Origin of the sequence: Sandaracinobacteroides saxicola, from assembly GCF_014117445.1 — a bacterium.
In the GTDB taxonomy this organism is placed as follows: Bacteria; Pseudomonadota; Alphaproteobacteria; order Sphingomonadales; family Sphingomonadaceae; genus Sandaracinobacteroides_A; species Sandaracinobacteroides_A saxicola.
The window spans coordinates 2,877,131-2,897,500 of sequence record NZ_CP059851.1 but is presented as its reverse complement, the minus strand read 5'-3'; the positions used below and the strand labels follow the sequence as shown (position 1 = coordinate 2,897,500).

General features: G+C 66.4%; 19 protein-coding genes (1 of these 19 running past the window's edge). 10 read left to right on the top strand and 9 right to left on the bottom strand.

The annotated features are described in order from the left end of the window. On the top strand, positions 1 to 1,403 hold the 3' portion of the coding sequence (locus H3309_RS14515; RefSeq protein WP_243453752.1) for an Rne/Rng family ribonuclease. It extends 1,114 nt beyond the left edge of the window; the window shows 1,403 of its 2,517 coding nt (coding positions 1,115-2,517); its start codon lies beyond the left edge, outside the window; the stop codon is at positions 1,401 to 1,403. 44 nt (positions 1,404 to 1,447) lie between these two features. Here the strand turns inward: H3309_RS14515 and ptsP are convergent, their stop codons facing one another. Genes ptsP through H3309_RS14495 form a run of 4 tightly spaced genes read right to left on the bottom strand, consistent with a single transcriptional unit; the run spans position 1,448 to position 5,408 of the window. Then, positions 1,448 to 3,715, bottom strand: a complete 2,268-nt coding sequence (gene ptsP, locus H3309_RS14510; RefSeq protein ID WP_182295508.1) for a phosphoenolpyruvate--protein phosphotransferase — start codon at positions 3,713 to 3,715, stop codon at positions 1,448 to 1,450. Continuing rightward, positions 3,715 to 4,734, bottom strand: coding sequence for an NAD(P)H-dependent flavin oxidoreductase (locus H3309_RS14505; protein ID WP_182295505.1), 1,020 nt, complete (start codon positions 4,732 to 4,734; stop codon positions 3,715 to 3,717). The genes ptsP and H3309_RS14505 overlap by 1 nt, the downstream gene beginning before the upstream one ends. After that, a complete protein-coding gene (locus H3309_RS14500; RefSeq protein WP_182295496.1) occupies positions 4,731 to 5,123 on the bottom strand; it encodes a PIN domain-containing protein in 393 nt (130 codons plus the stop codon). Before H3309_RS14500 ends, H3309_RS14505 begins: the two co-directional genes overlap by 4 nt. Positions 5,124 to 5,144: 21 nt before the next feature. After that, entirely contained in the window at positions 5,145 to 5,408 is a 264-nt protein-coding gene (locus H3309_RS14495; RefSeq protein ID WP_182295494.1) for an AbrB/MazE/SpoVT family DNA-binding domain-containing protein, read from the bottom strand. A gap of 220 nt (positions 5,409 to 5,628) precedes the next feature. Between H3309_RS14495 and H3309_RS14490 the strand changes: the two genes are divergently transcribed. Continuing rightward, positions 5,629 to 6,015: a VOC family protein gene (locus H3309_RS14490; protein ID WP_207791517.1), complete on the top strand. Its 387-nt coding sequence runs from the start codon at positions 5,629 to 5,631 to the stop codon at positions 6,013 to 6,015. Between the two features lie 9 nt (positions 6,016 to 6,024). Here H3309_RS14490 and H3309_RS14485 read toward each other — a convergent pair whose 3' ends face one another. Then, entirely contained in the window at positions 6,025 to 7,254 is a 1,230-nt protein-coding gene (locus tag H3309_RS14485) for an aspartate kinase (protein ID WP_182295492.1), read from the bottom strand. A 208-nt stretch (positions 7,255 to 7,462) separates the two neighbouring features. On the opposite strand from H3309_RS14485, the gene leuA reads away from it, so the two are divergent. The 5 genes from leuA to H3309_RS14460 all read left to right on the top strand — a co-directional run bounded on the left by leuA (position 7,463) and on the right by H3309_RS14460 (position 13,595). Next, on the top strand, positions 7,463 to 9,115 hold the full coding sequence (leuA, locus tag H3309_RS14480; protein WP_182295490.1) for a 2-isopropylmalate synthase: 1,653 nt from the start codon (positions 7,463 to 7,465) through the stop codon (positions 9,113 to 9,115). A gap of 76 nt (positions 9,116 to 9,191) precedes the next feature. Beyond that, positions 9,192 to 10,307: a patatin-like phospholipase family protein gene (locus tag H3309_RS14475; RefSeq protein WP_182295488.1), complete on the top strand. Its 1,116-nt coding sequence runs from the start codon at positions 9,192 to 9,194 to the stop codon at positions 10,305 to 10,307. 571 nt (positions 10,308 to 10,878) lie between these two features. Then, complete coding sequence (locus H3309_RS14470; RefSeq protein ID WP_182295486.1) at positions 10,879 to 11,145, top strand: hypothetical protein; 267 nt, start codon at positions 10,879 to 10,881, stop codon at positions 11,143 to 11,145. A 2-nt stretch (positions 11,146 to 11,147) separates the two neighbouring features. Continuing rightward, positions 11,148 to 11,597 (top strand): PIN domain-containing protein, encoded by a 450-nt coding sequence (locus H3309_RS14465; RefSeq protein WP_243453938.1) that lies wholly within the window; start codon positions 11,148 to 11,150, stop codon positions 11,595 to 11,597. Positions 11,598 to 11,786: 189 nt separating this feature from the next. Next, positions 11,787 to 13,595, top strand: a complete 1,809-nt coding sequence (locus H3309_RS14460) for an ATP-dependent nuclease (RefSeq protein ID WP_182295482.1) — start codon at positions 11,787 to 11,789, stop codon at positions 13,593 to 13,595. 115 nt (positions 13,596 to 13,710) lie between these two features. Here H3309_RS14460 and H3309_RS14455 read toward each other — a convergent pair whose 3' ends face one another. From H3309_RS14455 to lgt, 3 genes are read right to left on the bottom strand one after another with little or no spacing between them, the layout of a single operon-like run. Continuing rightward, the gene (locus H3309_RS14455; protein WP_243453751.1) at positions 13,711 to 14,478 is read right to left on the bottom strand and encodes an SDR family NAD(P)-dependent oxidoreductase; all 768 of its coding nucleotides are present in this window, start codon (positions 14,476 to 14,478) and stop codon (positions 13,711 to 13,713) included. Beyond that, complete coding sequence (locus H3309_RS14450; RefSeq protein WP_243453750.1) at positions 14,475 to 15,485, bottom strand: class I SAM-dependent methyltransferase; 1,011 nt, start codon at positions 15,483 to 15,485, stop codon at positions 14,475 to 14,477. The genes H3309_RS14455 and H3309_RS14450 overlap by 4 nt, the downstream gene beginning before the upstream one ends. Next, on the bottom strand, positions 15,482 to 16,315 hold the full coding sequence (gene lgt, locus H3309_RS14445; RefSeq protein WP_182295480.1) for a prolipoprotein diacylglyceryl transferase: 834 nt from the start codon (positions 16,313 to 16,315) through the stop codon (positions 15,482 to 15,484). Before lgt ends, H3309_RS14450 begins: the two co-directional genes overlap by 4 nt. Before the next feature lie 76 nt (positions 16,316 to 16,391). Here lgt and H3309_RS14440 point away from each other — a divergent pair, with 76 nt between their 5' ends. The 3 genes from H3309_RS14440 (at position 16,392) to H3309_RS17400 (ending at position 19,505) form a co-directional block, all read left to right on the top strand. Continuing rightward, on the top strand, positions 16,392 to 17,576 hold the full coding sequence (locus tag H3309_RS14440; protein ID WP_182295478.1) for an acyl-CoA dehydrogenase family protein: 1,185 nt from the start codon (positions 16,392 to 16,394) through the stop codon (positions 17,574 to 17,576). A 36-nt stretch (positions 17,577 to 17,612) separates the two neighbouring features. Then, a complete protein-coding gene (locus H3309_RS14435) occupies positions 17,613 to 18,752 on the top strand; it encodes an acyl-CoA dehydrogenase family protein (protein ID WP_182295476.1) in 1,140 nt (379 codons plus the stop codon). Between the two features lie 108 nt (positions 18,753 to 18,860). Next, positions 18,861 to 19,505, top strand: a complete 645-nt coding sequence (locus tag H3309_RS17400) for a PEPxxWA-CTERM sorting domain-containing protein (RefSeq protein ID WP_243453749.1) — start codon at positions 18,861 to 18,863, stop codon at positions 19,503 to 19,505. Here H3309_RS17400 and H3309_RS14425 read toward each other — a convergent pair. Next, on the bottom strand, positions 19,492 to 20,313 hold the full coding sequence (locus H3309_RS14425; protein WP_182295474.1) for a helix-turn-helix transcriptional regulator: 822 nt from the start codon (positions 20,311 to 20,313) through the stop codon (positions 19,492 to 19,494). The genes H3309_RS17400 and H3309_RS14425 overlap by 14 nt on opposite strands. Between the last annotated feature and the right edge of the window lie 57 nt (positions 20,314 to 20,370).

The following is a 20,370-nucleotide window of genomic DNA, read 5'->3' as shown; positions in this document are numbered from 1 at the left end:
GCCGGTCGACGCGCGAGTATAACATCGAGGAAACCGCGCTGAAGACCAACATCGAGGCCGCCGAGGAAGTGGCGCGCCAGCTGCGGCTGCGCGACATGGCCGGTCTGGTGGTGATCGATTTCATCGACATGGATCACCACAGCAACAACCGCAAGGTCGAACGCGCGCTGAAGGATGCGTTGAAGAACGACCGGGCGCGCATCCAGGTGGGCCGCATCAGCGCCTTTGGCCTGATGGAGATGAGCCGGCAGCGGCTGCGCACCGGCGTGCTGGAGGCGAGCACCCACAGCTGCCCGATGTGCGACGGCACCGGTCTGGTGCGTTCGCCGTCGTCGGCCGCCCTGCTGGCGCTGCGCATGCTGGAGGAGGAGATCGTCAAGGGCCGGGCAACGCATTTCCGGCTGCGCGCCGACCGGCCGGTGGCGATCTATATCCTCAACCGAAAGCGTGAGGAGATCGTCGAGCTGGAAAGCCGCTATGGCATCACCATCGAGGTGGTGCCCGACGAAAGCCTGATCGGCAGCCGCATGGTGGTGGACAGCAGTGGTCCGCCGCCGGCCCAGGCGCCGCGGTCCGACCGGCTGCCGGCGCCGGTCGGCATCGTCGAGGATGACGAGGACGACGTGCCTGAGGAGGGTGATGAGGACGAGGGCGAGGAACGCGACGATTCCGAGCGGGAGGAGCGCCGGCGCGATGACCGCGACGATCGCCGCGGTGGTCGGCGCCGGCGGCGGCGTGGCGGGCGCGATCGCGATGCGCCGCGACCGGCCGAGGAGGAGGGGCAGGAGGCGCCCGCATCCGACGATGGCGAAAGCGACGCGGCGGAGCGACCCGCCGATGAGGAGGGCATGGCCGATCGCGAGCCGCGCCGTCGCCGGCGCCGTCGCCGGCGTGGTGGCCGGCGCGAGGATGGTGAAGCCGCACCCATGGATGGCGCCGACGGTGATGGCACGGACGAGGGCATGGAAGACGCTGCTGAAGCTGTAGCGGCCGTAGCGGTGGTCGAGCCCATGCCGGTCACCGTTGACGAGGTTGCCGCCGAACCCGCCGAGAAGCCGAAGCGCCGTCGCACGCGCAAGGCCAAGGCCGATGATCTGCCACCAGCCGAGGCGGCGGCCCCGGCCGTGGAAGCCGAAGCGACGGTGCCGGAGGTTGTGGCACCCGAAGCGGTGGCGGAGGAAGCCGTGGCCAAGCCCAAACGCAGCCGGGCGCGCAAGCCCAAGGTTGAAACGGCGGAGCCTGCGGAACCGGCCATGGCGGAAGCCGAACCGGTTGCCGCCGAAATGGCTGCCGTTGCCGAGCCGGTCGCGGCCGACGTGGCGGTTGCCGAGCCGCCCGCGCCCGAACCGCAGCCCGAAGGGCCGCCCCGCCGTGGCTGGTGGCAGCGGACGTTCGGCAACTGATCGGCGGCAACGGGATGGGAGGGGCGGCGAAAGCCGCCCCTTTTCTACATCAGGTCGACCATCTCGGTCGTCGCCCAGCGGGTCAGGCGGGCACGGATGTCCGTGCCGGGCTCGCTCAGCCAGCCCTTCATCGCCAGGCGCAACGCGCCAAGGTCGGTGCTGCGGATCATCGCTTTCACCGGGCCGATGGCCGCCGGGGTGATCGAGAAGCGGTCGATCCCCAGCCCCAGCAGCGCCAGCGCCTCCAACGGCCGTCCGCCCATTTCACCACAGACCGTCACGGGCGTGCCCGCCTCCCGCGCCTGCGCTGCCACGCGCGCCAGAAAGCGCAGGACGGCGCGGCTCAGCCAGTCATAACGGTCGGCGAGCTTGGGATTGCCGCGATCCGCCGCCAGCAGGAATTGCGTGAGGTCATTGGTGCCGATGGAGATGAAATCGACCATCGGCAGCAGTTCGTCGAGCACTTCCGCCAGCGCCGGCACCTCCAGCATGGCGCCATAGCGCACGGCCGTTGCATGTGGCTTCCCCAGCTTTTGCAGCCGCACGCGGGCTTTCTCCACCAGCGCGCGCGCAGCCTCGAACTCCCAAGGCTCGCTGACCATCGGGAACATCAAGTTCAGCGTCTTGCCCGCCGCCGCCTCCAGCAGCGCGCGGGCCTGCGCCATCAGCAGGCCTTCGCGCTCCAGCGCCAGGCGCAGCGCGCGCCAGCCCATCGCCGGGTTCTCGTCCTCCGCATCGGGATCGCGCATGTAGGGCACGGCCTTGTCGCCACCGATGTCGACGGTGCGGAACACCACGGGGCGGTCCTTCGCCGCGGCCAGCACATCGCGATAGAGCGCGATCTGGCGTTCGCGGCGCGGCAGCGTGGCCGAAACCATGAACTGGAACTCGGTACGGAACAGCCCGATGCCATCGGCATTGGTCAGGTTGAGCGCCGGCAGATCGGAACGCAGGCCGGCGTTCATCATCAGGGCGATGCGGATGCCGTCCTTGGTGATCGCCGGCAGCTCCTTCAGCTTCGCAAAGGCTGCCTGGCGTTTCGTTTTCAGCGCCACCTGTGCCTGGAAGCTTTTGACGACCGGGGCGGATGGCCGCACGAACAGTCCGCCGGCGCCGCCATCGAGCAGCAGCGCATCGCCTTCGGCCACATGCGCGCGCAGGTCGCGCACCCGGCCCAGCACCGGAATGCCCATGGCGCGCGCCACGATGGTGACATGCGCGGTCAGGCTGCCTTCCTCCAGCGCCACGCCTTTCAGGAAGCGGCGGTCATACTCCAGCAGCTCCGCCGGCCCCAGGTTTCGGGCGATCAGGATGGTATCGCCCGGCAGGCCGGCCTGCGCCGCGGTGCCCAGCTTGCCGCTGACGATGCGGATCAGGCGGTTGGACAGGTCCTCCAGGTCATGCAGGCGCTCGCGCAGATAGGGGTCGGTGGCGCCCGACATGCGGATGCGCTGCGCCTGCGCGACTGTTTCGATGGCGGCCTCCGCGGTCAGCCCGCTGTCGATGGCGGCGTTGATGCGTCGTGCCCAGCCTTCGTCATAGGCGAACATCTTATAGGTATCGAGGATCTCGTCATGGTCGCCGGGGCCGGTGAATTCGGCCGTCGACATCATGGCGTCGATCTGTTCGCGCATCCGGGCGAAGGCCGATTTCAGCCGGGCGCGCTCCACCTCGACATCGTCGGCGATGCTGTTCTCGATGACGATGCGCGGCTGGTGGAACACCGCCTGGCCGCGCGCCAGACCTTCCACCAGTTTCAGGCCCGACAGCCGGATCTGGCCGTTGCCGCGATGGTTCGGGGCGGCGGCCGCGGCGGCATCGTCCACCAGGCCGGCGGCGGCGATCAGCTCGGCCAGTACCATCGCCACGGTCTGCAGCGCCTCGATCTCCACCTCGGCATATTCGCGCGGTTCGACATGCTGCACGCACAGCACGCCCACGGCCAGCTCGCGCCGGATGATCGGCACGCCGGCAAAGCTGTGGAACAGGTCCTCGCCGGTTTCCGGACGATAGGCGAAATTGGGATGGTTGCGGGCCTCCGCCAGGTTCAGTGCCTCGCGTCCGGCGGCGATGGTGCCCACCAGGCCCTGCCCCAACGCCAGCCGGGTGACATGCACCGCCTCCTGCTTCAGCCCGCGCGTGGCGAACAGCTCCAGCATGCCGTCCCGCCGCAGGTAGATGGAGGCGACCTCGCTGCCCAGCTGCTCGGCGATGATACCGACCACCTGGTTCAGCTTCGCCTGCGCGCCCGTGCGCGCCGCCATCACATCGTGCAGGCGGCGCAGGATTTCGCGGGCGCCGGAAATCGCCATCAGGCCGCCGCCCGCCGGGAGGACAGCGCGCTTTCGGCCTCGGCCACCAGCCGGTCGATGATGGTGGCCACCGGCTCCTCGGCCGTGACCATGCCGACCGATTGCCCAGCCATCAGGCTGCCGGTTTCGATGTCGCCGTCCAACACCGCGCGGCGCAGCGCGCCGGCCCAGTAATGCTCGATCTCCAGCTGCGCCATGGCCGGTTCCACCAGGCCTGCCGAGAGCTTTTCCGACACTTCGCGCTGTTTCGCCATGAAGGCTTCGGTGCCGGCATTCTTCAGCGCGCGTACGGGGATGACGGGCAGGCGTGGATCATATTGCACGCTGGCGACCGCGTCGCGGGCGTTGCCGCGGATGAAGGCGCGCTTGAACTGGGGGTGGGCGATGGATTCGCTCGCCGCGGCGAAGCGCGTGCCCAGTTGCACGCCGCTGGCGCCCATGTCGGTCAGCGCGGCGATGGCGCTGCCATGGCCGATACCGCCGGCGGCGAAAATGGTGGCGTCGGGCAGCGCCGGCAGGATTTCCTGCGCCAGCACGGCGAGGCTGACCGGACCGATGTGGCCGCCGGCCTCGCTGCCTTCGATCACCAGCGCATCGACACCGGATCGCAGCAGTTTTTTCGCGATGGGAAGTCCGGGCGCGAAGCAGAGCAGCTTCGCGCCAAAGGCCTTGATCGCCTCGATGGCGGCGCCGGGCGGCAGGCCGCCGGCGAGCACGACATGGCTGACGCGCGCCTCGGCGCAGACCGCGATCAGGTCCAACAGCTGCGGGTGCAGCGTAATCAGGTTGACGCCGAACGGCCGGGTTGTGAGAGTCCGGGTGGCCTCGATCTCGGCCGCCAGCAGCGCCGGGGGCATGCCGCCGCAGGCCAGCACGCCGAAGCCGCCGGCGTTGGAAATGGCGGAAACAAGGTGGCGTTCGCTGACCCAGGTCATCGCGCCCGCCATGATGGCGTGGCGGGTACCCAGGAAGGCGCGGCCTTTGGCGGTGAGCAAGTCGAGGTGGGGGGTGGGGCTCATGGGGTCCAAGCTATCAGGTCAAGGTCGGGAATGTCGGAGAAATCGTGCGGATTGGCGGTGATCAGCGCGCATCCTGCCTCCAGTGCCGTCGCCGCGATCATTCGGTCGATGGCCTTGCGCCGACTGAAGCCCGCCGCGGCAACGATGCGGCCATAGCGCGCGGCCATCGCCCGCGTGAAATCGATTTCGGGCAGTCGACGCAAAAGGGCCGCGAGTCCGCGCTGTCGCTGGGCGGCAAGATGGGGTCGGGCAAACACGCCCCCCTCCAACTCCGCCCGTGACAGGACCGACAGCACGGGGCGTTGGTTCAATTCCGCCAACAAGCTGACGATGCCGGCGTGGTTGTCGCGCAGATGGATCGCCGCGCTGGTTTCGAGCAGATAGGGCAAACGGGCGCGGCCAGACTGGACTTAGGAGAGGCCCGGACGGTCCGGGAGCTCGATCCGGCCATCTTCCGGGTCGGCATCTTCCATCGGACCAAGCGCACGCAACTCGGCGACGAGCGCGGCAATCTCCGCCCGTTCATGCTCCGGGTCCGCGACGGCATGCAGGTTGATGAAGGGGCCATTCCTGGACACTTCGAACATGTCCCCCGGCCGCACACCCAGCGACTTTGGCAGACGCACCGCGACGCTGTTGCCGGTCTGAAAGGCGTTGGTGCGGATGGCTTCCATGGCGTAGATATACGGTATGTATTATGCTGGGGTCAAGATTGGGACCGCGAATCCTTCATGGTGTGGTGACAGTGATCGGGAATGGATGGTGGAGATGACGCGATGGTACCCCCGATTCCCGCAGCCAAAGCGAGCGCGGACGGCGGTCCTGGCGCTTGCAGGCGCATTGCTGCTTGCGGGTTGCGATGAAGGAGCGACCGCATGGCGGAAGGATGGCGAGATGAAGGAGACGGCCATGGCGGCGAACCCGGTGTTTCATTTCGAGATTCCCGTGACCGACATGGATCGCGCGGTGGCCTTCTACCAGGCGGTGTTCGGCGTGCGACTGAGCCGTCGGGTGGTCGATGGCCATGACATGGCATTTTTCCCGCGCGCCGACGGGCAACCGGGGGCGAGTGGCGCGCTGGCGAAGGGCGATGTCTATGTGCCGTCGAAAACCGGGGCGATCCTGTATTTCGATGTCGCGGATATCGACGCGGTGCTGGCGCGCGCGACGGCGCGCGGGGCGGCGGTGCTGTATGCCAAGAAGGCGGTGCCGGGAGCGGGATATGTGGCCGAGATCGAGGACAGCGAGGGCAACCGGATCGCGCTCAATCAGATTGACTGAGCGCGAGGGTCACGCATCCAGCCCGTAGGCCGTGTGCAGCACGCGCACGGCAAGTTCCAGATATTCCTCGGCAATGAGAACGCTGACCTTGATCTCGCTGGTGGTGATCGCCTGGATGTTGATGCCGCGGCTGGCGAGCGCCTTGAACATGGTGACGGCGACGCCGGCGTGGCTCTTCATGCCGACACCCACCACCGTCACCTTGCACACGCCATCGTCGGCCAGGATGCGTTCGTGGCCGATGGTGCCGGCCTCCCGTTCCAGGATGGCGCGGGCGCGGGTGAGTTCGGTTTGCGGCACGGTGAAGGTGACGTCGGTGGTCGAGGTGCCGTCCTTCGCCTCGGTCGCGATCGACTGGATGATCATGTCGACGTTGATGTTCGCCTCAGCCAATGGCCCGAAGATGGCGCTGACCTTGCCCGGCAGGTCGGGCACCTTCACCACGGTGACCTTGGCCTCGTTGCGGTTATAGGCGACGCCCGCGATCAGTTCCTGTTCCACGATCTCATCCTCATCCACCACCAGCGTGCCCGGCTCGTCGCTGAAACTCGACAGCACCTGCACGCGCACCTTCTCTTTCATTGCCAGTTCGACGCTGCGGGTCTGCAGCACCTTGGCGCCCACGCTCGCCAGTTCGAGCATTTCCTCATAGGTGATCTTCCCCAGCTTGCGGGCGCGCGGCACGATGCGGGGATCGGTCGTATAGACCCCCTCGACATCGGTGTAGATGTCGCAGCGGTCGGCCTTCAGCGCGGCGGCGACGGCGACGGCGGAGGTGTCGCTGCCGCCGCGGCCGAGCGTGGTGACGCGCCTGTCGGCGGTCATGCCCTGGAAGCCGGGAATCACCGCCACTTCGCCGCCCTGCATGGCGGTCAGCACGGCGCCGGTATCGATGCTGCCGATCCGCGCCGTGGAATGGGCCGGGCTGGTGGCGATCGGCAACTGCCAGCCGAGCCAGCTGCGCGCCTTCAGCCCGGCCGCCTGAAGCGCGATGGCGAGCAGGCCGGAGGTGACCTGTTCGCCCGACGCGACCACCACATCATATTCCGCCGGATCGGCGAGCGGCGAGGCCTCCTTGCAGAAATTGACCAGCCGGTCGGTTTCGCCCGCCATCGCCGAGACCACCACCGCCACGGCGTGGCCGGCCTCGACCTCGCGCTTCACCCGTGCCGCCACATTGCGGATGCGTTCGATGCCCGCCATCGAGGTCCCGCCGAATTTCATCACGATCACGCCCATTGTCGCGTTTTGCCCTCCTGCTTTGTCGCAGCCTGATAGGCGGGGGGTTGCCATCGCGCAACGCTGCGGGTTAGGGCGGAGATGTGACTGGTTTCGCCCTTCTTCGACTTACGCGCCCTTAGGCGCGAGCAGCCGTGCGCCCGAGGCGCACAACGCGGCCTGAGGGATTTTCCACCGGAACCATCCACGATTGCACAGAGGCACCGTCATGTTGCGCGACCCGTCCGCCAAATACCGCCCGTTTCCGCCGATCGCCCTGCCCGACCGGCAATGGCCGTCGAAGGTCATCACCCGGAAGCCGATCTGGCTGTCGACCGACATGCGCGATGGCAACCAGGCGCTGATCGACCCGATGGATTCCGAAAAGAAGGCGCGGTTTTTCGACCTGCTGGTGAAGATCGGGGTGAAGGAGATCGAGGTCGGCTTTCCCAGCGCTGGCGCCACGGAGTTTGATTTCATCAGCGGGCTGGTGCGATCGGCACGCATTCCCGACGATGTGACGGTGCAGGTGCTGACGCAGGCGCGGCGCGATCTGATCGAGACCAGTTTCCGCAGCCTGGAAGGGGCGCGGACGGCGATCGTGCACCTGTACAATGCGGTCAGCCCGGCGTGGCGGCGGATCGTGTTCGGCATGGAGCGGCACGAGATTAAGGCGATCGCCATCGAGGGGGCGAAGATCCTGCGGGATGAAGCCGCCAAGCGACCCGGCACCGACTGGCGGTTCGAATATTCGCCGGAAACCTTCAGCACGGCGGAGCTGGATTTCAGCCTGGAGGTGTGCGCGGCCGTCATGGACGTCCTGCAACCGACACCGGAGAAGCCGATCATCTTCAACCTGCCGGCGACGGTCGAATGCGCGACGCCGAACGTCTATGCCGACCAGATCGAATGGTTCGGCCGGCACATCCCGAACCGGGAGGCGGTGATCATCAGCCTGCATGCGCACAACGACCGAGGCACCGGCGTGGCGGCGACGGAGCTGGGCCTGATGGCAGGCGCCGACCGGGTGGAGGGCTGCCTGCTGGGCAATGGCGAGCGGACGGGCAATGTCGACCTCGTCACCGTCGCGCTCAACATGTACACGCAGGGGGTCGATCCCGGCCTCGATTTCTCGAACATCGACGAGGTGGTGAAGACGGTGGAATATTGCACCAACATCGCCACCCATCCGCGCCAGCCCTATGTCGGGGACCTGGTGTTCACGGCGTTCAGCGGCAGCCACCAGGATGCCATCAAAAAGGGATTCGCGGCACGGGCGACGCAGAACAGCCCGGTATGGGACGTGCCCTATCTGCCGATCGATCCCGAGGATCTGGGCCGTGGCTATGAAGCGGTGATCCGGGTGAACAGCCAGTCCGGCAAGGGGGGTGTCGCCTGGGTACTGGAGCAGGACAAGGGGCTGAAGCTGCCGAAGCGGATGCAGGCGGATTTCAGCCGGCATGTGCAGCGGCTGGCGGACGCGACCAGCCGCGAGCTGAACGCCGCCGACATCTGGGGCGCGTTCGAGGCGGCCTATCTGGGCCGCGGCCGGTTCGAGCTGGGGGATTATGAGGAGACACGGGGCCCCGACGGCACGCGGCGGTTCGTCGGCACGCTGGTGATCGACGGCGCCGCGACGGCGGTGACCGGGACGGGCAATGGCCTCATCAGTTCGGTGACGAGCGCGCTGGCGGCGCAGGGTGTGGCGCTTGAGGTGGTCGATTATGTCGAGCACACGCTGGGGACGGCGAGTGATGCGCAGGCGGCGGCCTATGTCGAGTGCCGGCTGGCGGACGGCCGCACGGTGTGGGGCGTGGGCATCGATCCCGATGTGGCGACGGCGAGCGTGCGGGCGGTGCTGGGCGCCGCGAACCGGGCCTGAGCAATTTCTCAAACAGGCTCCGCGCTTGTGGCCAGGAAAATCGGTGGATAGACTTGTCCGCAAGGAGGAAGGAGTGATGCGGCGGTATTTGGCGGTGGCGGCGGCGTTGGTGCTGGCGGGGTGTGCGACGCGGCCGGACAGCGGGATCGGCGATGTGCGGATCGCGAAGTCCGCGCAGGTCGCCCTTTATACCATCGACGAGAAGGCCGACGGCGCGCTGCGTTCGGCGACGGTGCGGGGGGACAAGACGCAGGACATCCTGCTGCTGTCGGGCGGCGGGTCGGACGGGGCCTGGGGCGCCGGCGTGTTGCGTGGCTGGAGCGAATCCGGGCGGCGGCCGAATTTCGACATCGTGACGGGGGTGTCGACGGGCGCGCTGATGGCGACGCTGGCGTTCCTGGGGCCGGACTATGACGACGAGCTGGGTGACCTCTACACCAAGGTGACCGACAAGGACATCTATCGCAACAAGGGGCTGCTGGGGGCGCTGCGGGGCGCGGTCTATGACCGGACGCCGCTGGAGAATGAGCTGAAGCGGACGATCACGCCCGAGGTGGTGGAGAAGGTGGCGGCCGAGCATCGCAAGGGGCGGCGGCTGTATGTGGCGACGGTCGACCTGGACAAGGGCGTGCTGGTGCCGTGGGACATGGGGCGGATCGCTTCCTCCAGCGAACCGGGCAAGGTGGATGTCTATCGCGCTGTGCTGGCGGCGAGCGCGGCGATCCCCGGCGTGTTCCGGCCGGTGTATCTGACCGCCGACGACGGCACGCCGGACACCCATGTGGATGGCGGCACCAAGGCGCCGGTGCTGTTCAAGCCCTTCATGATCGACAATGACGTGCCGACGAAGAATGTCTGGGTGGTGGTGAACAGCGCGATGCCGCTCTACAACCCCTCGGGCAAGGTGGGCGCGAACATCAACAAGCTGATGGCGCGGACGATTTCGGAGATGCTGCGCATCATGCTGGAGCGCAAGCTGTACCAGGTCTATGCCACGGCGCGGAACGGCGGGGCGACCTTCAACCTCAGCTACATCCCCGACACGGTGAAGGAAACCGATCCGCTGGAGTTCGATCCGGCGGAGATGGCGCGGCTGTTCGAGGCCGGCCGCGCGGCGGGGAAGGCGGGGCGCTGGGAAATGGAGCCGCCGCGGCTGGTGGAGGTGGAGCGGATTCCGATGCGGCGGCGGTGAGGCGCGGCGCGGCGAGAAATAGCGGCGCTATTTCGAGACTCGCGCAAGCCTGGCCGGCGTGCGGTTGGCCGTTGGCCAACCGACACGTCCGACACGCGGCTTTGCCGCGTTCTTTCTTTTTTCCTGTTGTTCTTATCGCTCTCTCCACCCGCGCCGCTGCCCGTTTCGCGCGGCTTGGCCGCGCAGGGGGTGTTAGCCGGATCGAGTGCCGAATGGGCCCCGGGTCAAGCCCGGGGTGACGATGTCAGTTTGTTGCAGGCAGGAAATATGGAAGGTTTGTCGAAAAAAGTGACAGCCTGAATCAACGGGTTAGCGATTTCGGGCTGTTTTTGGCTGGTTTGCCCCGCCGTGGCCTGTGGCAGATTGGGGCGCCATACTGCTCGCGATGCGCGCCCCGTTCCATCCGCTGTCGCGCGCATCTTTCGGAAAACGGCGACTCGTGATTGACCAACATGGTTATCATGGAAGGATCCGGATTGCAAGGCTTTTTGTGCGTGGTGTGCCGTTCAGCTTGCTAGACAGACGTCAGCGGTGGCTAGACACGGCGGGTGATTTGGGTTAGTTGATGGGGATGGCACGTTCGCAATCCGCGCAGATCAACATCCGCTCGGCGTTCGTGCGGGACCGGGTGAGCAGCCTGGTGCGGCGGACCGGGATGACGGCGACGCAGATTGTGGAGGAGGCCTTGCGGGCCTATGTGCCGCCGGTCGTTGAGCCGGCGCATGGCCGGCTGGTGCGCAAGGGGCTGTTGCTGGTGATGACCGATGGCCGGCGCGTGTCGCGCGCGGAGACGGACGCCGCGATCCTGGCGGCGCGGCTGGGGGAGCGCGGGGATTGACGGTGCCGCTGGCGCTGCTGGACAGCAATGTGATCGTCGCCAGCGTTGCCGCCATGCACGAGGATCATGCGGCGTCGGTGGCGCTGTTCGAGCGTTATCCCGCCAACAGCTTCGCGGTGGCGGCGCACAGTTACGCCGAGACTTATGTGACGCTGACGAAGCGCGGGACGCGCGCGCCGTTCGGCTGGGATGCGCAGGATGCCTGGGCGGCGCTGGAGGCGGTGGCGGCGGCGACACGGCTGGTCGGGCTGTCCGCGGCGGGGGGCCTGGACGGGGTGAGGCTCTATGCCGGGCAGGGGAATGTCGGCGCGCGGCTGCATGACTGGCTGATCGGGCAGAGCGCGGTGCTGGCGCGCATTCCGGCGATCGTGACGTGGAACGCGGGGCCTATGGCGGCGCTGTTTCCCGGGCTGCGGGTGGAGACGCCGGCGGGGTTCGTGGGGGGTCGATAGCGAGTGTCATCGCCATCTCTTCCCGATGCTTTCCGGTTAGTTTGAGCAAATCTCGATCTAATCGCATCGGATGCTTCGCTCCACCTTTTCGTTCTACCACTCATGTTTTTGATGCTGGCGACGCCACTAGATCGAGATAACCTCTAGCCCACAGCCGATTTCAGCCGCTAAGGTTACTTTGGAGGTATTATGAAACTGCATAGTATGCGCATCCTCGGCTTTCAGTCTTTCAATGACTCAGGCGAGATCAAATTCACGGACGGCATTAATCTAATCGTTGGCCAGAACAATGCTGGCAAAAGTGCGCTACTTCGCGCATTGCAGCCGGATTTAGCTGATGATCGGCATCGAACCCCTGAACGATGGGAAGACTCGCAGCTTCCTATGCCCCATGTTCAGCTGGTGATTGATGTAAGTGGAAGCGAGCTTCGCGACCAAATTCTGCGAACTGGCTCAAGCACCATGCCAGTGCCAGATGGAGAAGTTTATGCCGTCTACGCTACGAATATGCTTGAGCGTATGCTATTGAGGATGCATATCGATCACTATCCTGGCGTGGTGTTCTCTTCCTCTTATCCATCGCACCGTGATTTTCAACATAATCCCAATCTGCAGGAGATTTGTATTCAATTGCATGCCCGAGGAGGAAAGGTTGAACCTGGCAGCATACAAAATGGCGGAGATGGGCTGCCATCGATAGTTTATCAATTATGGCAGCGAATAATGTTCAGCTTTTCTGCTGAACGTATGAATGTGGGCCGATCGAGTTTTATCCATAGCTCACGCCTTTCTCCAAATGCTGCTAACCTTCCGTCTGTACTTCAAACGCTAGGGGGTGAGCGTGGAGATGTTTTTCACCGACTTGTTGCTCATCTACGTGAAATTTTCCCCACGGTCGGCAATGTCAGCGTGCGCCCAACACCCCAAGGTGAGAGCGAAGTCCGTATCTGGCCGACGGAGTCCATGGAGCGTATGGAGCTGAGCTTTCCTTTGCTGCAAAGCGGCACCGGTGTGGCGCAGGTAATTGCTATTCTGTTAGCAGTTATGACTGTTGAAAATGCTATCATTATTATTGATGAAATAAACAGTTTTTTACATCCGGCTGCTGTCAAAGCTCTACTTCGTGTTCTACAGACAGATTATTTGCACCATCAGTATATTATTTCGACCCATGCCCCCGAAGTCATTGGCTTCAGCAATCCAAAGACTTTAATTATGATAAAACGGCTTGGTTATGAATCTTCAGTAACGAGCATCGAAATGGACAAGGTAGATGCATTCAGAGAGGTGGCGGATCATCTCGGCGTCTCAATGGCAGATGTCTTCGCGGCTGATCAAGTAGTTTGGGTTGAAGGTCCAACCGAGGAGCTTTGTTTTCCCTACATATACTCTATTGCTGACGGCGAAGCGCTTCCGCGTGGAACGGCTTTTACCTCGGTTATGGCAACTGGCGATTTCATGACGAAACGTCGTGAAAAAGAGTTGATCTATCAGATTTACCGGCGGTTGACTGAGGCCGCAGTGCCGCTGGTTGTTAGCGCGGCATTCAGCTTCGATAGCGAAACGCTCTCAGACGCCGACAAAGAACAGATGCAGCGTGATTCCGACGGCAAGCTTCATTTCCTCCCTCGGCGGCATATCGAATGCTACCTGATCGATCCTGAGTCGATTGCTACCTTCGTACGAGACAAAGAACTTGAGCCGACAGATGAGCCGGCAGTCCAACAGGTGGCGGCTTGTCTGAAATCACTTGCTGCGTCGGAACACTTCAAAATTCCCGAGTGGTCGGGCGACATCAATGATGCCGTGTGGCAGTCTCGGGTCGACGCCGCCAAGCTGATTGCGGAAACGTGCGCAGAACTTTCCGACCAGCGCGTCACATTTAATAAAAAGCGCGACACGTTAACGCTTCTGCAGCTCGTTCATAAAAACTCGCCCGATCAACTAAAGGAGCTGGTCGAGTATGTTAGAGGGCTTGTGAGCGCTGTCATCAAGTGAGGGTGCGTTGCGCAATCGCAAGCTCATGATGGGTGACGTGAGCAGTCGCGCACAACAGCAACTGCATCGTCTTCTCTACAGCTTGGCAACCGCCACGGATTGTTGCTGATGTTCGCTAACGCGGCCCGCCATCCACCCGCAGGAGGGCGCCGGTGGTGTAGGTGCTGGCGGGGCTGGTGAGGGTGAGGGCGGCGGTGATGATCTCGTGCGGCAAGCCGGGGCGGGCGAGGGCGACGGGTTGGTGTTGGCGGGCCTCGGGCGTCCAGGCTTGCGCGATGTCGGTAAGGAAGGGGCCGGCGGCAATGGCGTTGACGCGCACCTTCGGCGCATATTCGCGGGCGAGGCCGCGGGTCATGGATTCGAGCGCGGCCTTGGCGCCGCCGTAGGGGACGACGCCGGGGATCGCCTGGGTGGCGGCGACCGAGCTGATGTTGAGGATGGCGCCGCCGCCGGCCTTGTCGTTTCCGGTGCTCATGCGGTGGGCGATCTGGCTGGCGAGGCGGAAGGGGCCCTTGAAATTGAGGTTGAGGATGCTGTCGAACAGCGCCTCGCTGACCTGGTGGCTGGGGCAGGCGGGGGACATGCCGGCGTTGTTGACCAGGATGTCGACGCGGCCGAATTCGGCGTAGGCGGTCTCGACCAGCGCGTCGATGTCCGCCCAGCGGCCGCAGTGGGCGGCGACGGCCAGCGCGCGGCGGCTGTTGGTGCGGAGTTCGGCGGCGAGGGTTTCGCAGGCGTCGAGTTTGCGGCTGGCGATGATGAGGTCGGCGCCGCGTTCCGCAAAGGCGCGGGCCATGGCGGCGCCCAGGCCGCGGCTGCCGCCGGTGATAAGCACGACCTGACCGGTGAAGTCGAACAAGGGATCCATGGGGGCGGCTTTCATGCGAAGCCGGCGGGCGTGGGCCAGCCGGGGGCGGTGAGCGCCATCGCCTTGAACAGGCGGCCCATGGCGCTGAGGTGGGTGAGGCGGGCCAGCGCCGCCTCGACCTCTGCCTTCACGGCCAGGGGTTTGCCGGCCTTCAGGGTTTCGGCGCGGGCGGCGATGCCGAGGCGGTGGAGGAAGGCGCCCTGATCGGTGGGGCCGTGGGCCGTGACGCGCGCGGCGGTGGCGAGGGCGGTGAAATCGACATGGGCGCTGAGGTCGGCTTCGCCCAGCGCGGTAAGTGGATCGGCGAAGGCGCCGTTGTGGATGGCCTGCAGCGTGTCGCCGAGCGCCGGGCCGCTGTGGCCGTAATCGATGAGGAGCGCCGCGCCGCCCTGGGCGGTAAGGCGTTTGCCGATGGCGGCGGCGAGGCTCTCGCCGGCGAAGCTGCGTTCGTAGATGGCACCGGGGGCGGCGGCGCGCAGGGGTTCGGGGACGAAGGCGGTGGCGTCTTCGGGCAGGGTGGTGAAGCGGGCCGTGTCTCCGTCCATCATCACGCCGCGCAGCTGCCAGGCGGTGGCGGTGCGCTCGATCTGGGTGATGGGAAGGGCATCGAAGAATTCGTTGGCGAAGAGGATCAGCGGCGCGTTGGTGGGGAGGGTGTCGAGCCGGTCGTGCCAGGTGGCGTGGGGGAGTTTCTCGCGCTGGACGGCGCGCAGGCGGGGGGAGCGTTCGACCAAGTGGATGGCGGGGGTGAAGCCGGGGATGGCGCGGGTGGCGCGCAGCGCATCGGCCATCAGCGTGCCGCGGCCGGGGCCGAGTTCGGCGAGGATGAGGCGTGGTGGCGAACCGGCGCGCTGCCACAGGTCGGCGGCCCAGGCACCGAGCAGCTCGCCGAACATTTGCGATATTTCCGGCGCGGTGACGAAATCGCCCGCGGCGCCGAAGGGTTCGCGGGTGGCGTAATAGGCGTCTGCCGCGAGCGCCATGACGCGGGCGAGCGGCAGCGTGCCGGCGAAGCGGATCACGCCACGAGTGCCGCGCGGCGGCGGGCGCGCCAGATGAGCCACAGGCCGGCGGCGATCATCGGCAGGCAGAGCCATTGGCCCATGTGCAGCCCGGTGCGCTCGGCGAAGTCGGTCAGCTGCGGATCGGGGGCGCGGAAGGTTTCAAGCCAGAGCCGCAGCAGGCCGTAGCTGCCCACCCAGATGCCGGCGAGCAGGCCGGGGCGCAGACGGGCGCGGGTGAACCAGAACAGCGCGCTCATCAGCAGCAGCAGGAACAGGCCCTCGCTGGCGGCGGCGTAGAGGGTGCTGGGGTGGGCGGGCAGCCCGCCGGGTTCGAAGATGATGCCCCAGCTGCCGTCGGTGGGTTTGCCGGGCAGTTCGCCGTTGATGAAATTGGCGAGGCGGCCGAGCAGCTGGCCCATCGGCTGGACGACGGCGGCGTAATCGAGCACGCGCCAGGCATCGAGGCCGTGCTTGCGGCAATAGAGGAAGATGGCGAGCATGACGCCGAGCGCGCCGCCATGGAAGCTCATGCCGCCATCCCACAGTTTCAGGATTTCCAGCGGGTCGGCGAGATATTGGCGGGGATTGTAGAACAGGACATAGCCGAGGCGGCCGCCGGCGATGACGCCCAGCGTCGCCCAGCTGATCAGCTCATCGAGGTTCTGGCTGGTCATCGGGGGCGCGGAGCGGCGGCGGATCATCCGCGCCAGCGCCCACCAGGCGAAGACGATGCCGGCGATGTAGGCGAGGCTGTACCAGCGCAGGTCGAGCGGGCCCACAGAGAGGGCGATGGGGGAGATGTTGAGGCTAGCCCATTCGACAGGGTGCTGGAAAAAGTCGAGAATCATTGCCACATGCCCGTTCTGACAGGATAGGGGGCCTTCTTACGGTTGGGAGACCGGGAAGGCCATGGGAGATGGTGGGATGAGCGACGCCCTGGAGACGTTCCGCGCGGAGACGCGGGCCTGGCTGGAGGCAAATTGCCCGGCGGAGATGCGCGAGCCGGTGAAGAGCGACAGCGATGTCTGCTGGGGCGGGCGCAAATTCCGCTTCAAGAGCGAGGCGCAGAAGCTGTGGCTGGAGCGGATGGCGGCGAAGGGCTGGACGGTGCCGGAGTGGCCGCGTGAGTATGGCGGCGGCGGGCTTTCGAAGGACGAGGCCAAGGTGTTGGCGCAGGAGATGCGGCGCATCAGTGCGCGGCCGCCGCTGAGCAGTTTCGGCATCTGGATGCTGGGGCCGGCGCTGCTGAAATATGGCAGCCACGAGCAGAAGCTGGCGCATATCCCCGGCATCGCGCGCGGGGAGATCCGCTGGTGCCAGGGCTATAGCGAGCCGGGGGCGGGGAGCGATCTGGCGAGCCTGCGGACGAGCGCCGTGCTGGACGGCGATGAGTATATCGTCAACGGCCAAAAGGTGTGGACCAGCTATGCCGACCGCGCCGACTGGATTTTCTGCCTGGTGCGCACCGATCCGGACAAGCCGAAGCATCTGGGGATCAGCTTCCTGCTGTTCGACATGGCCTCGCCGGGGGTGAGCACCAGCCCGATCAAGCTGATTTCGGGTTATTCGCCCTTTTGCCAGACCTTTTTCGACGATGTGCGGGTGCCGGCGGCGAACCTGGTGGGGGAACGCGGCAAGGGCTGGGACATCGCCAAATATCTGCTGACGCATGAGCGCGAGATGATCGGCGGGATGGACATGGGCTCGACCGGCCGCGACGGGATGAGCGCGATGGCGAAGAAGGCGCTGGGCGAGGACGGGCTGAAGGCCGAGCCGCTGCTGCGCGCCGACATCGTGCGGCACGAGATGGACGCCTGGGCGTTCGGGCTGACGATGGAGCGGGTGAAGGACGAGGCCAAGGCCGGGCAGGGCGTGGGCGCGCTGTCATCGATGCTGAAATATTATGGGACGGAGCTGAACAAGAATCGCCAGCAGCTGCTGATGAGCATCAAGGGCAGCGATGGCCTGCTGTGGGAGGGCGAGGAGCGCGGCGATGGCGATCTGGCGAAGAGCTGGCTGCGCAGCCGGGCGAACAGCATCGAGGGGGGCACGAGCGAGGTTCAGTTGAACATCATTGCGAAGCGCGTGCTGGAGCTTCCCGGCGCGTGACGCCGGCGGAGCCATCATGAGGGGAGGAGACGCCGAATGGCGCTGGTGTTGAACGACGAACAGGCGATGATCCGCGAGGCGGCGGAGGGGTTTTTCGCCGACCATGCGCCGGTCGCGGAATTGCGGCGGTTGCGGGATGCCAAGGATGCGACCGGCTTCGATCGCGGGCTGTGGGCGAAGATGGCGGAGATGGGCTTTGCCGGCGTGGCGGTGCCGGAGGCTTATGGCGGTGCCGGGCTGGGCTGGGTGGCGGCCGGGCTGATCCAGGAGGCGATCGGCAAGAACCTGTCGCTGTCGCCCTTCCTGGCGACCTCGGTCCTGTCCGCCGCGGTGCTGGTGAAGGGGGGCAGCGAGGAGCAGAAGGCGGCGCTGCTGCCGAAGCTCGCCACGGGCGAGCTGCTGCTGGCGCTGGCGAGCGACGAGCGGGCGCGGCATGCGCCGAGCCATGTGGAGACGCGCGCCGAGCCGAGCGGCAACGGGTTCCGCCTGACGGGCAAGAAGGCGCATGTGCTGGACGGGCATGTGGCGGACCGGCTGATCGTGGCGGCGCGGACCGGCGGCGAGGTGGCGGACAAGGCCGGCATCACGCTGTTCCTGGTCGATCCAAAGGCGGCGGGCGTGCGGGTCGAGCGGCGGTCGATGGTGGACAGCCGCAACAGCGCGAGCGTGGTGCTGGAGGGTGTGCAGGTCGATGGCGCCGATGTGATCGGCGAGGTCGGCGGCGGCTATGCGCTGCTGACGGCGGCGCTGGATGCCGGGCGGGCGTGCCTGGCCGCCGAGATGCTGGGGGTGTCGCACACCAGCTTTGCGATGACCGTCGACTATCTGAAGCAGCGCGAGCAGTTCGGGGTGAAGATCGGCAGTTTCCAGGCGTTGCAGCACCGCGCCGCGCACCTGTTCTGCGAGGTGGAGCTGGCGCGCTCCGTCTCGCTGCGCGCCTTGCAGGCGCTGGACGACGGCGATGTGCGGGCGCCGGTGTTTGTCAGCCTGGCCAAGGCGAAGGTGGGCGAGGTGGCGAAGCTGGCCACCAACGAGGCGGTGCAGATGCACGGCGGCATCGGCATGACCGATGATTTCGACATCGGATTCTTCATGAAGCGCGCCCGGGCGGCGAACGAGACCTTTGGGGACAGCGCCTTTCATGGCGACCGGCTGGCCCGCCTGATGAACTATTGAGGGCGGCACGCCCGGGGTCGCTTACCTCGGGCGTAATTGGCAGCCGGCGGTCGTGCGCGGCATCCTGTTCGTGCCGGCCGCTTCGCCGGTTGCCAACGGGGACAGTCCATGCGTTTCATGCTTTTCGCGGCGCTTCTTGCCGCCGCGCCCGCCGCCGCCCTGACCACCGTCGTCGATTTCGACCGCAGCGCGCGTGATCCCGCCTTTCCCGCTTTCGTGCGTGACGGGTTCGGCGGCACGGCGCAGGTGGACACGCGGTTCGAAAGCTTCTCGACCGGCTTTCCCGCCACGGGCAGCCGCATCGTCGGACTTCGCTATCAGGACATCGGCCATGGCGATCTTGCGGGCTATGCGCGGGACGACCAGTCCTTCCTGCAGTTCCGGCTTCTGCGCCTGGACCCGACCGTGACGCTGACGATCGACAGCTTCCGGATCGCGAGCAGCCGGGCCGATTTCATGTTCACGACCGAGGTGCGGGTGTTCAGCGACGCGAACGACCTCCTCTGGTCCAGCGGGGTCATCACCCCGCCGGCGACCGGGCATCTGCTGGTCAGCCCCGGCGTCAGCTTCGCGGGCGGGCTGACGGTCAATCTCTACAGCCGGACGGTGTTCGGCATCGACCAGATCCGCTATACGACGGCACCCACGGTCGCGCCGATTCCGGAGCCCGGCACCTGGGCGCTGATGATCGCGGGTTTCGGGCTGGTGGGCAGCACGCTGCGGCGCCGCCGCCGCTCGCTCATGCCGCGATAAGGTCGCTTTCGCGCGCGGCGATGCGGGCGAAGAAGTCGCGTGTCGCCGCGTCCAGCGGCATGAAGGTCTTGATGCGCAATTCCTCCGCGAACACGTCGGCCGCCGTGCCAAAGCTGGTCAGCAGCGTCGCATAGCTGATCGTGACGCCGTCATGGGCCAGCCGCGTGGCGAGCAACGGCGGCGGGTCGGTCGGCGCGGCGCCACGCCCCATCGCCGCCACCGCGGGGTAGGCGAGCAGTTCGCCCAGCAAGTCGGCGGGGCCGCCCGCCGACGGGTCGGTCGCCGCATCGCGCCGCACATTGGCCAGCGTGCTGCGCGCGACATCGCCCCAGTCGAGGATGCTGGGCGCGAACAGGTCGGGCGCGAGATAGAGGTGCGCGGCGTTGCCCAGCCGGCGATGGTCGGAAATCGACGCCGCCTGGCCGATGAAGAAGCGACTGAAGCGGCTGGCGGCGCGGTTCGCCATCAAGATGTCCCAGCGCCGGTTCATCACGATGGCGGGGTTGGGGTGGTGGGCTTTCAGCAGAAAGCGCAGCGCTTCGGCGACCGCGCTATTGTGGGGAGCGTCAAGATCGACGGTCTCCCGGAAGGTGGGGGCAAAGCCCGCGGCGACCAGCAGCTCGTTGCGGGCGCGGAGCGGCAGGTCGAGTGTGGCGCCGAGCTGCATAGCCATCTCGGCGCTGGGGCGGGCGCGGCCGGTTTCCAGGAAGGAGAGGTGGCGCGCGCTGATGCCGGCCTCGCCCGCGAGGGCGAGCTGGCTGAGGCCGCGGGCGCGGCGCCAGCGGCGCAGGAGGAGGGAAAAGCTCATGCGCCAACCTGCATGGCGGAAGTCTATCGCCGCGCGCGCGCCGCTGCAATCGCCGGC

Coding starts and splice junctions, on each gene's coding strand:
- H3309_RS14490 (WP_207791517.1), top strand. CDS start 5,629: ATGAAGGAGACGGCCATGGCGGCGAACCCGGTGTTTCATTTCGAGATT.
- leuA (WP_182295490.1), top strand. CDS start 7,463: ATGTTGCGCGACCCGTCCGCCAAATACCGCCCGTTTCCGCCGATCGCC.
- H3309_RS14425 (WP_182295474.1), bottom strand. CDS start 20,313: ATGAGCTTTTCCCTCCTCCTGCGCCGCTGGCGCCGCGCCCGCGGCCTC.
- H3309_RS14470 (WP_182295486.1), top strand. CDS start 10,879: ATGGCACGTTCGCAATCCGCGCAGATCAACATCCGCTCGGCGTTCGTG.
- H3309_RS14505 (WP_182295505.1), bottom strand. CDS start 4,734: ATGAGCCCCACCCCCCACCTCGACTTGCTCACCGCCAAAGGCCGCGCC.
- lgt (WP_182295480.1), bottom strand. CDS start 16,315: ATGATTCTCGACTTTTTCCAGCACCCTGTCGAATGGGCTAGCCTCAAC.
- H3309_RS14455 (WP_243453751.1), bottom strand. CDS start 14,478: ATGAAAGCCGCCCCCATGGATCCCTTGTTCGACTTCACCGGTCAGGTC.
- H3309_RS14460 (WP_182295482.1), top strand. CDS start 11,787: ATGAAACTGCATAGTATGCGCATCCTCGGCTTTCAGTCTTTCAATGAC.
- ptsP (WP_182295508.1), bottom strand. CDS start 3,715: ATGGCGATTTCCGGCGCCCGCGAAATCCTGCGCCGCCTGCACGATGTG.
- H3309_RS14495 (WP_182295494.1), bottom strand. CDS start 5,408: ATGGAAGCCATCCGCACCAACGCCTTTCAGACCGGCAACAGCGTCGCG.
- H3309_RS14435 (WP_182295476.1), top strand. CDS start 17,613: ATGGCGCTGGTGTTGAACGACGAACAGGCGATGATCCGCGAGGCGGCG.
- H3309_RS14485 (WP_182295492.1), bottom strand. CDS start 7,254: ATGGGCGTGATCGTGATGAAATTCGGCGGGACCTCGATGGCGGGCATC.
- H3309_RS17400 (WP_243453749.1), top strand. CDS start 18,861: ATGCGTTTCATGCTTTTCGCGGCGCTTCTTGCCGCCGCGCCCGCCGCC.
- H3309_RS14440 (WP_182295478.1), top strand. CDS start 16,392: ATGAGCGACGCCCTGGAGACGTTCCGCGCGGAGACGCGGGCCTGGCTG.
- H3309_RS14475 (WP_182295488.1), top strand. CDS start 9,192: ATGCGGCGGTATTTGGCGGTGGCGGCGGCGTTGGTGCTGGCGGGGTGT.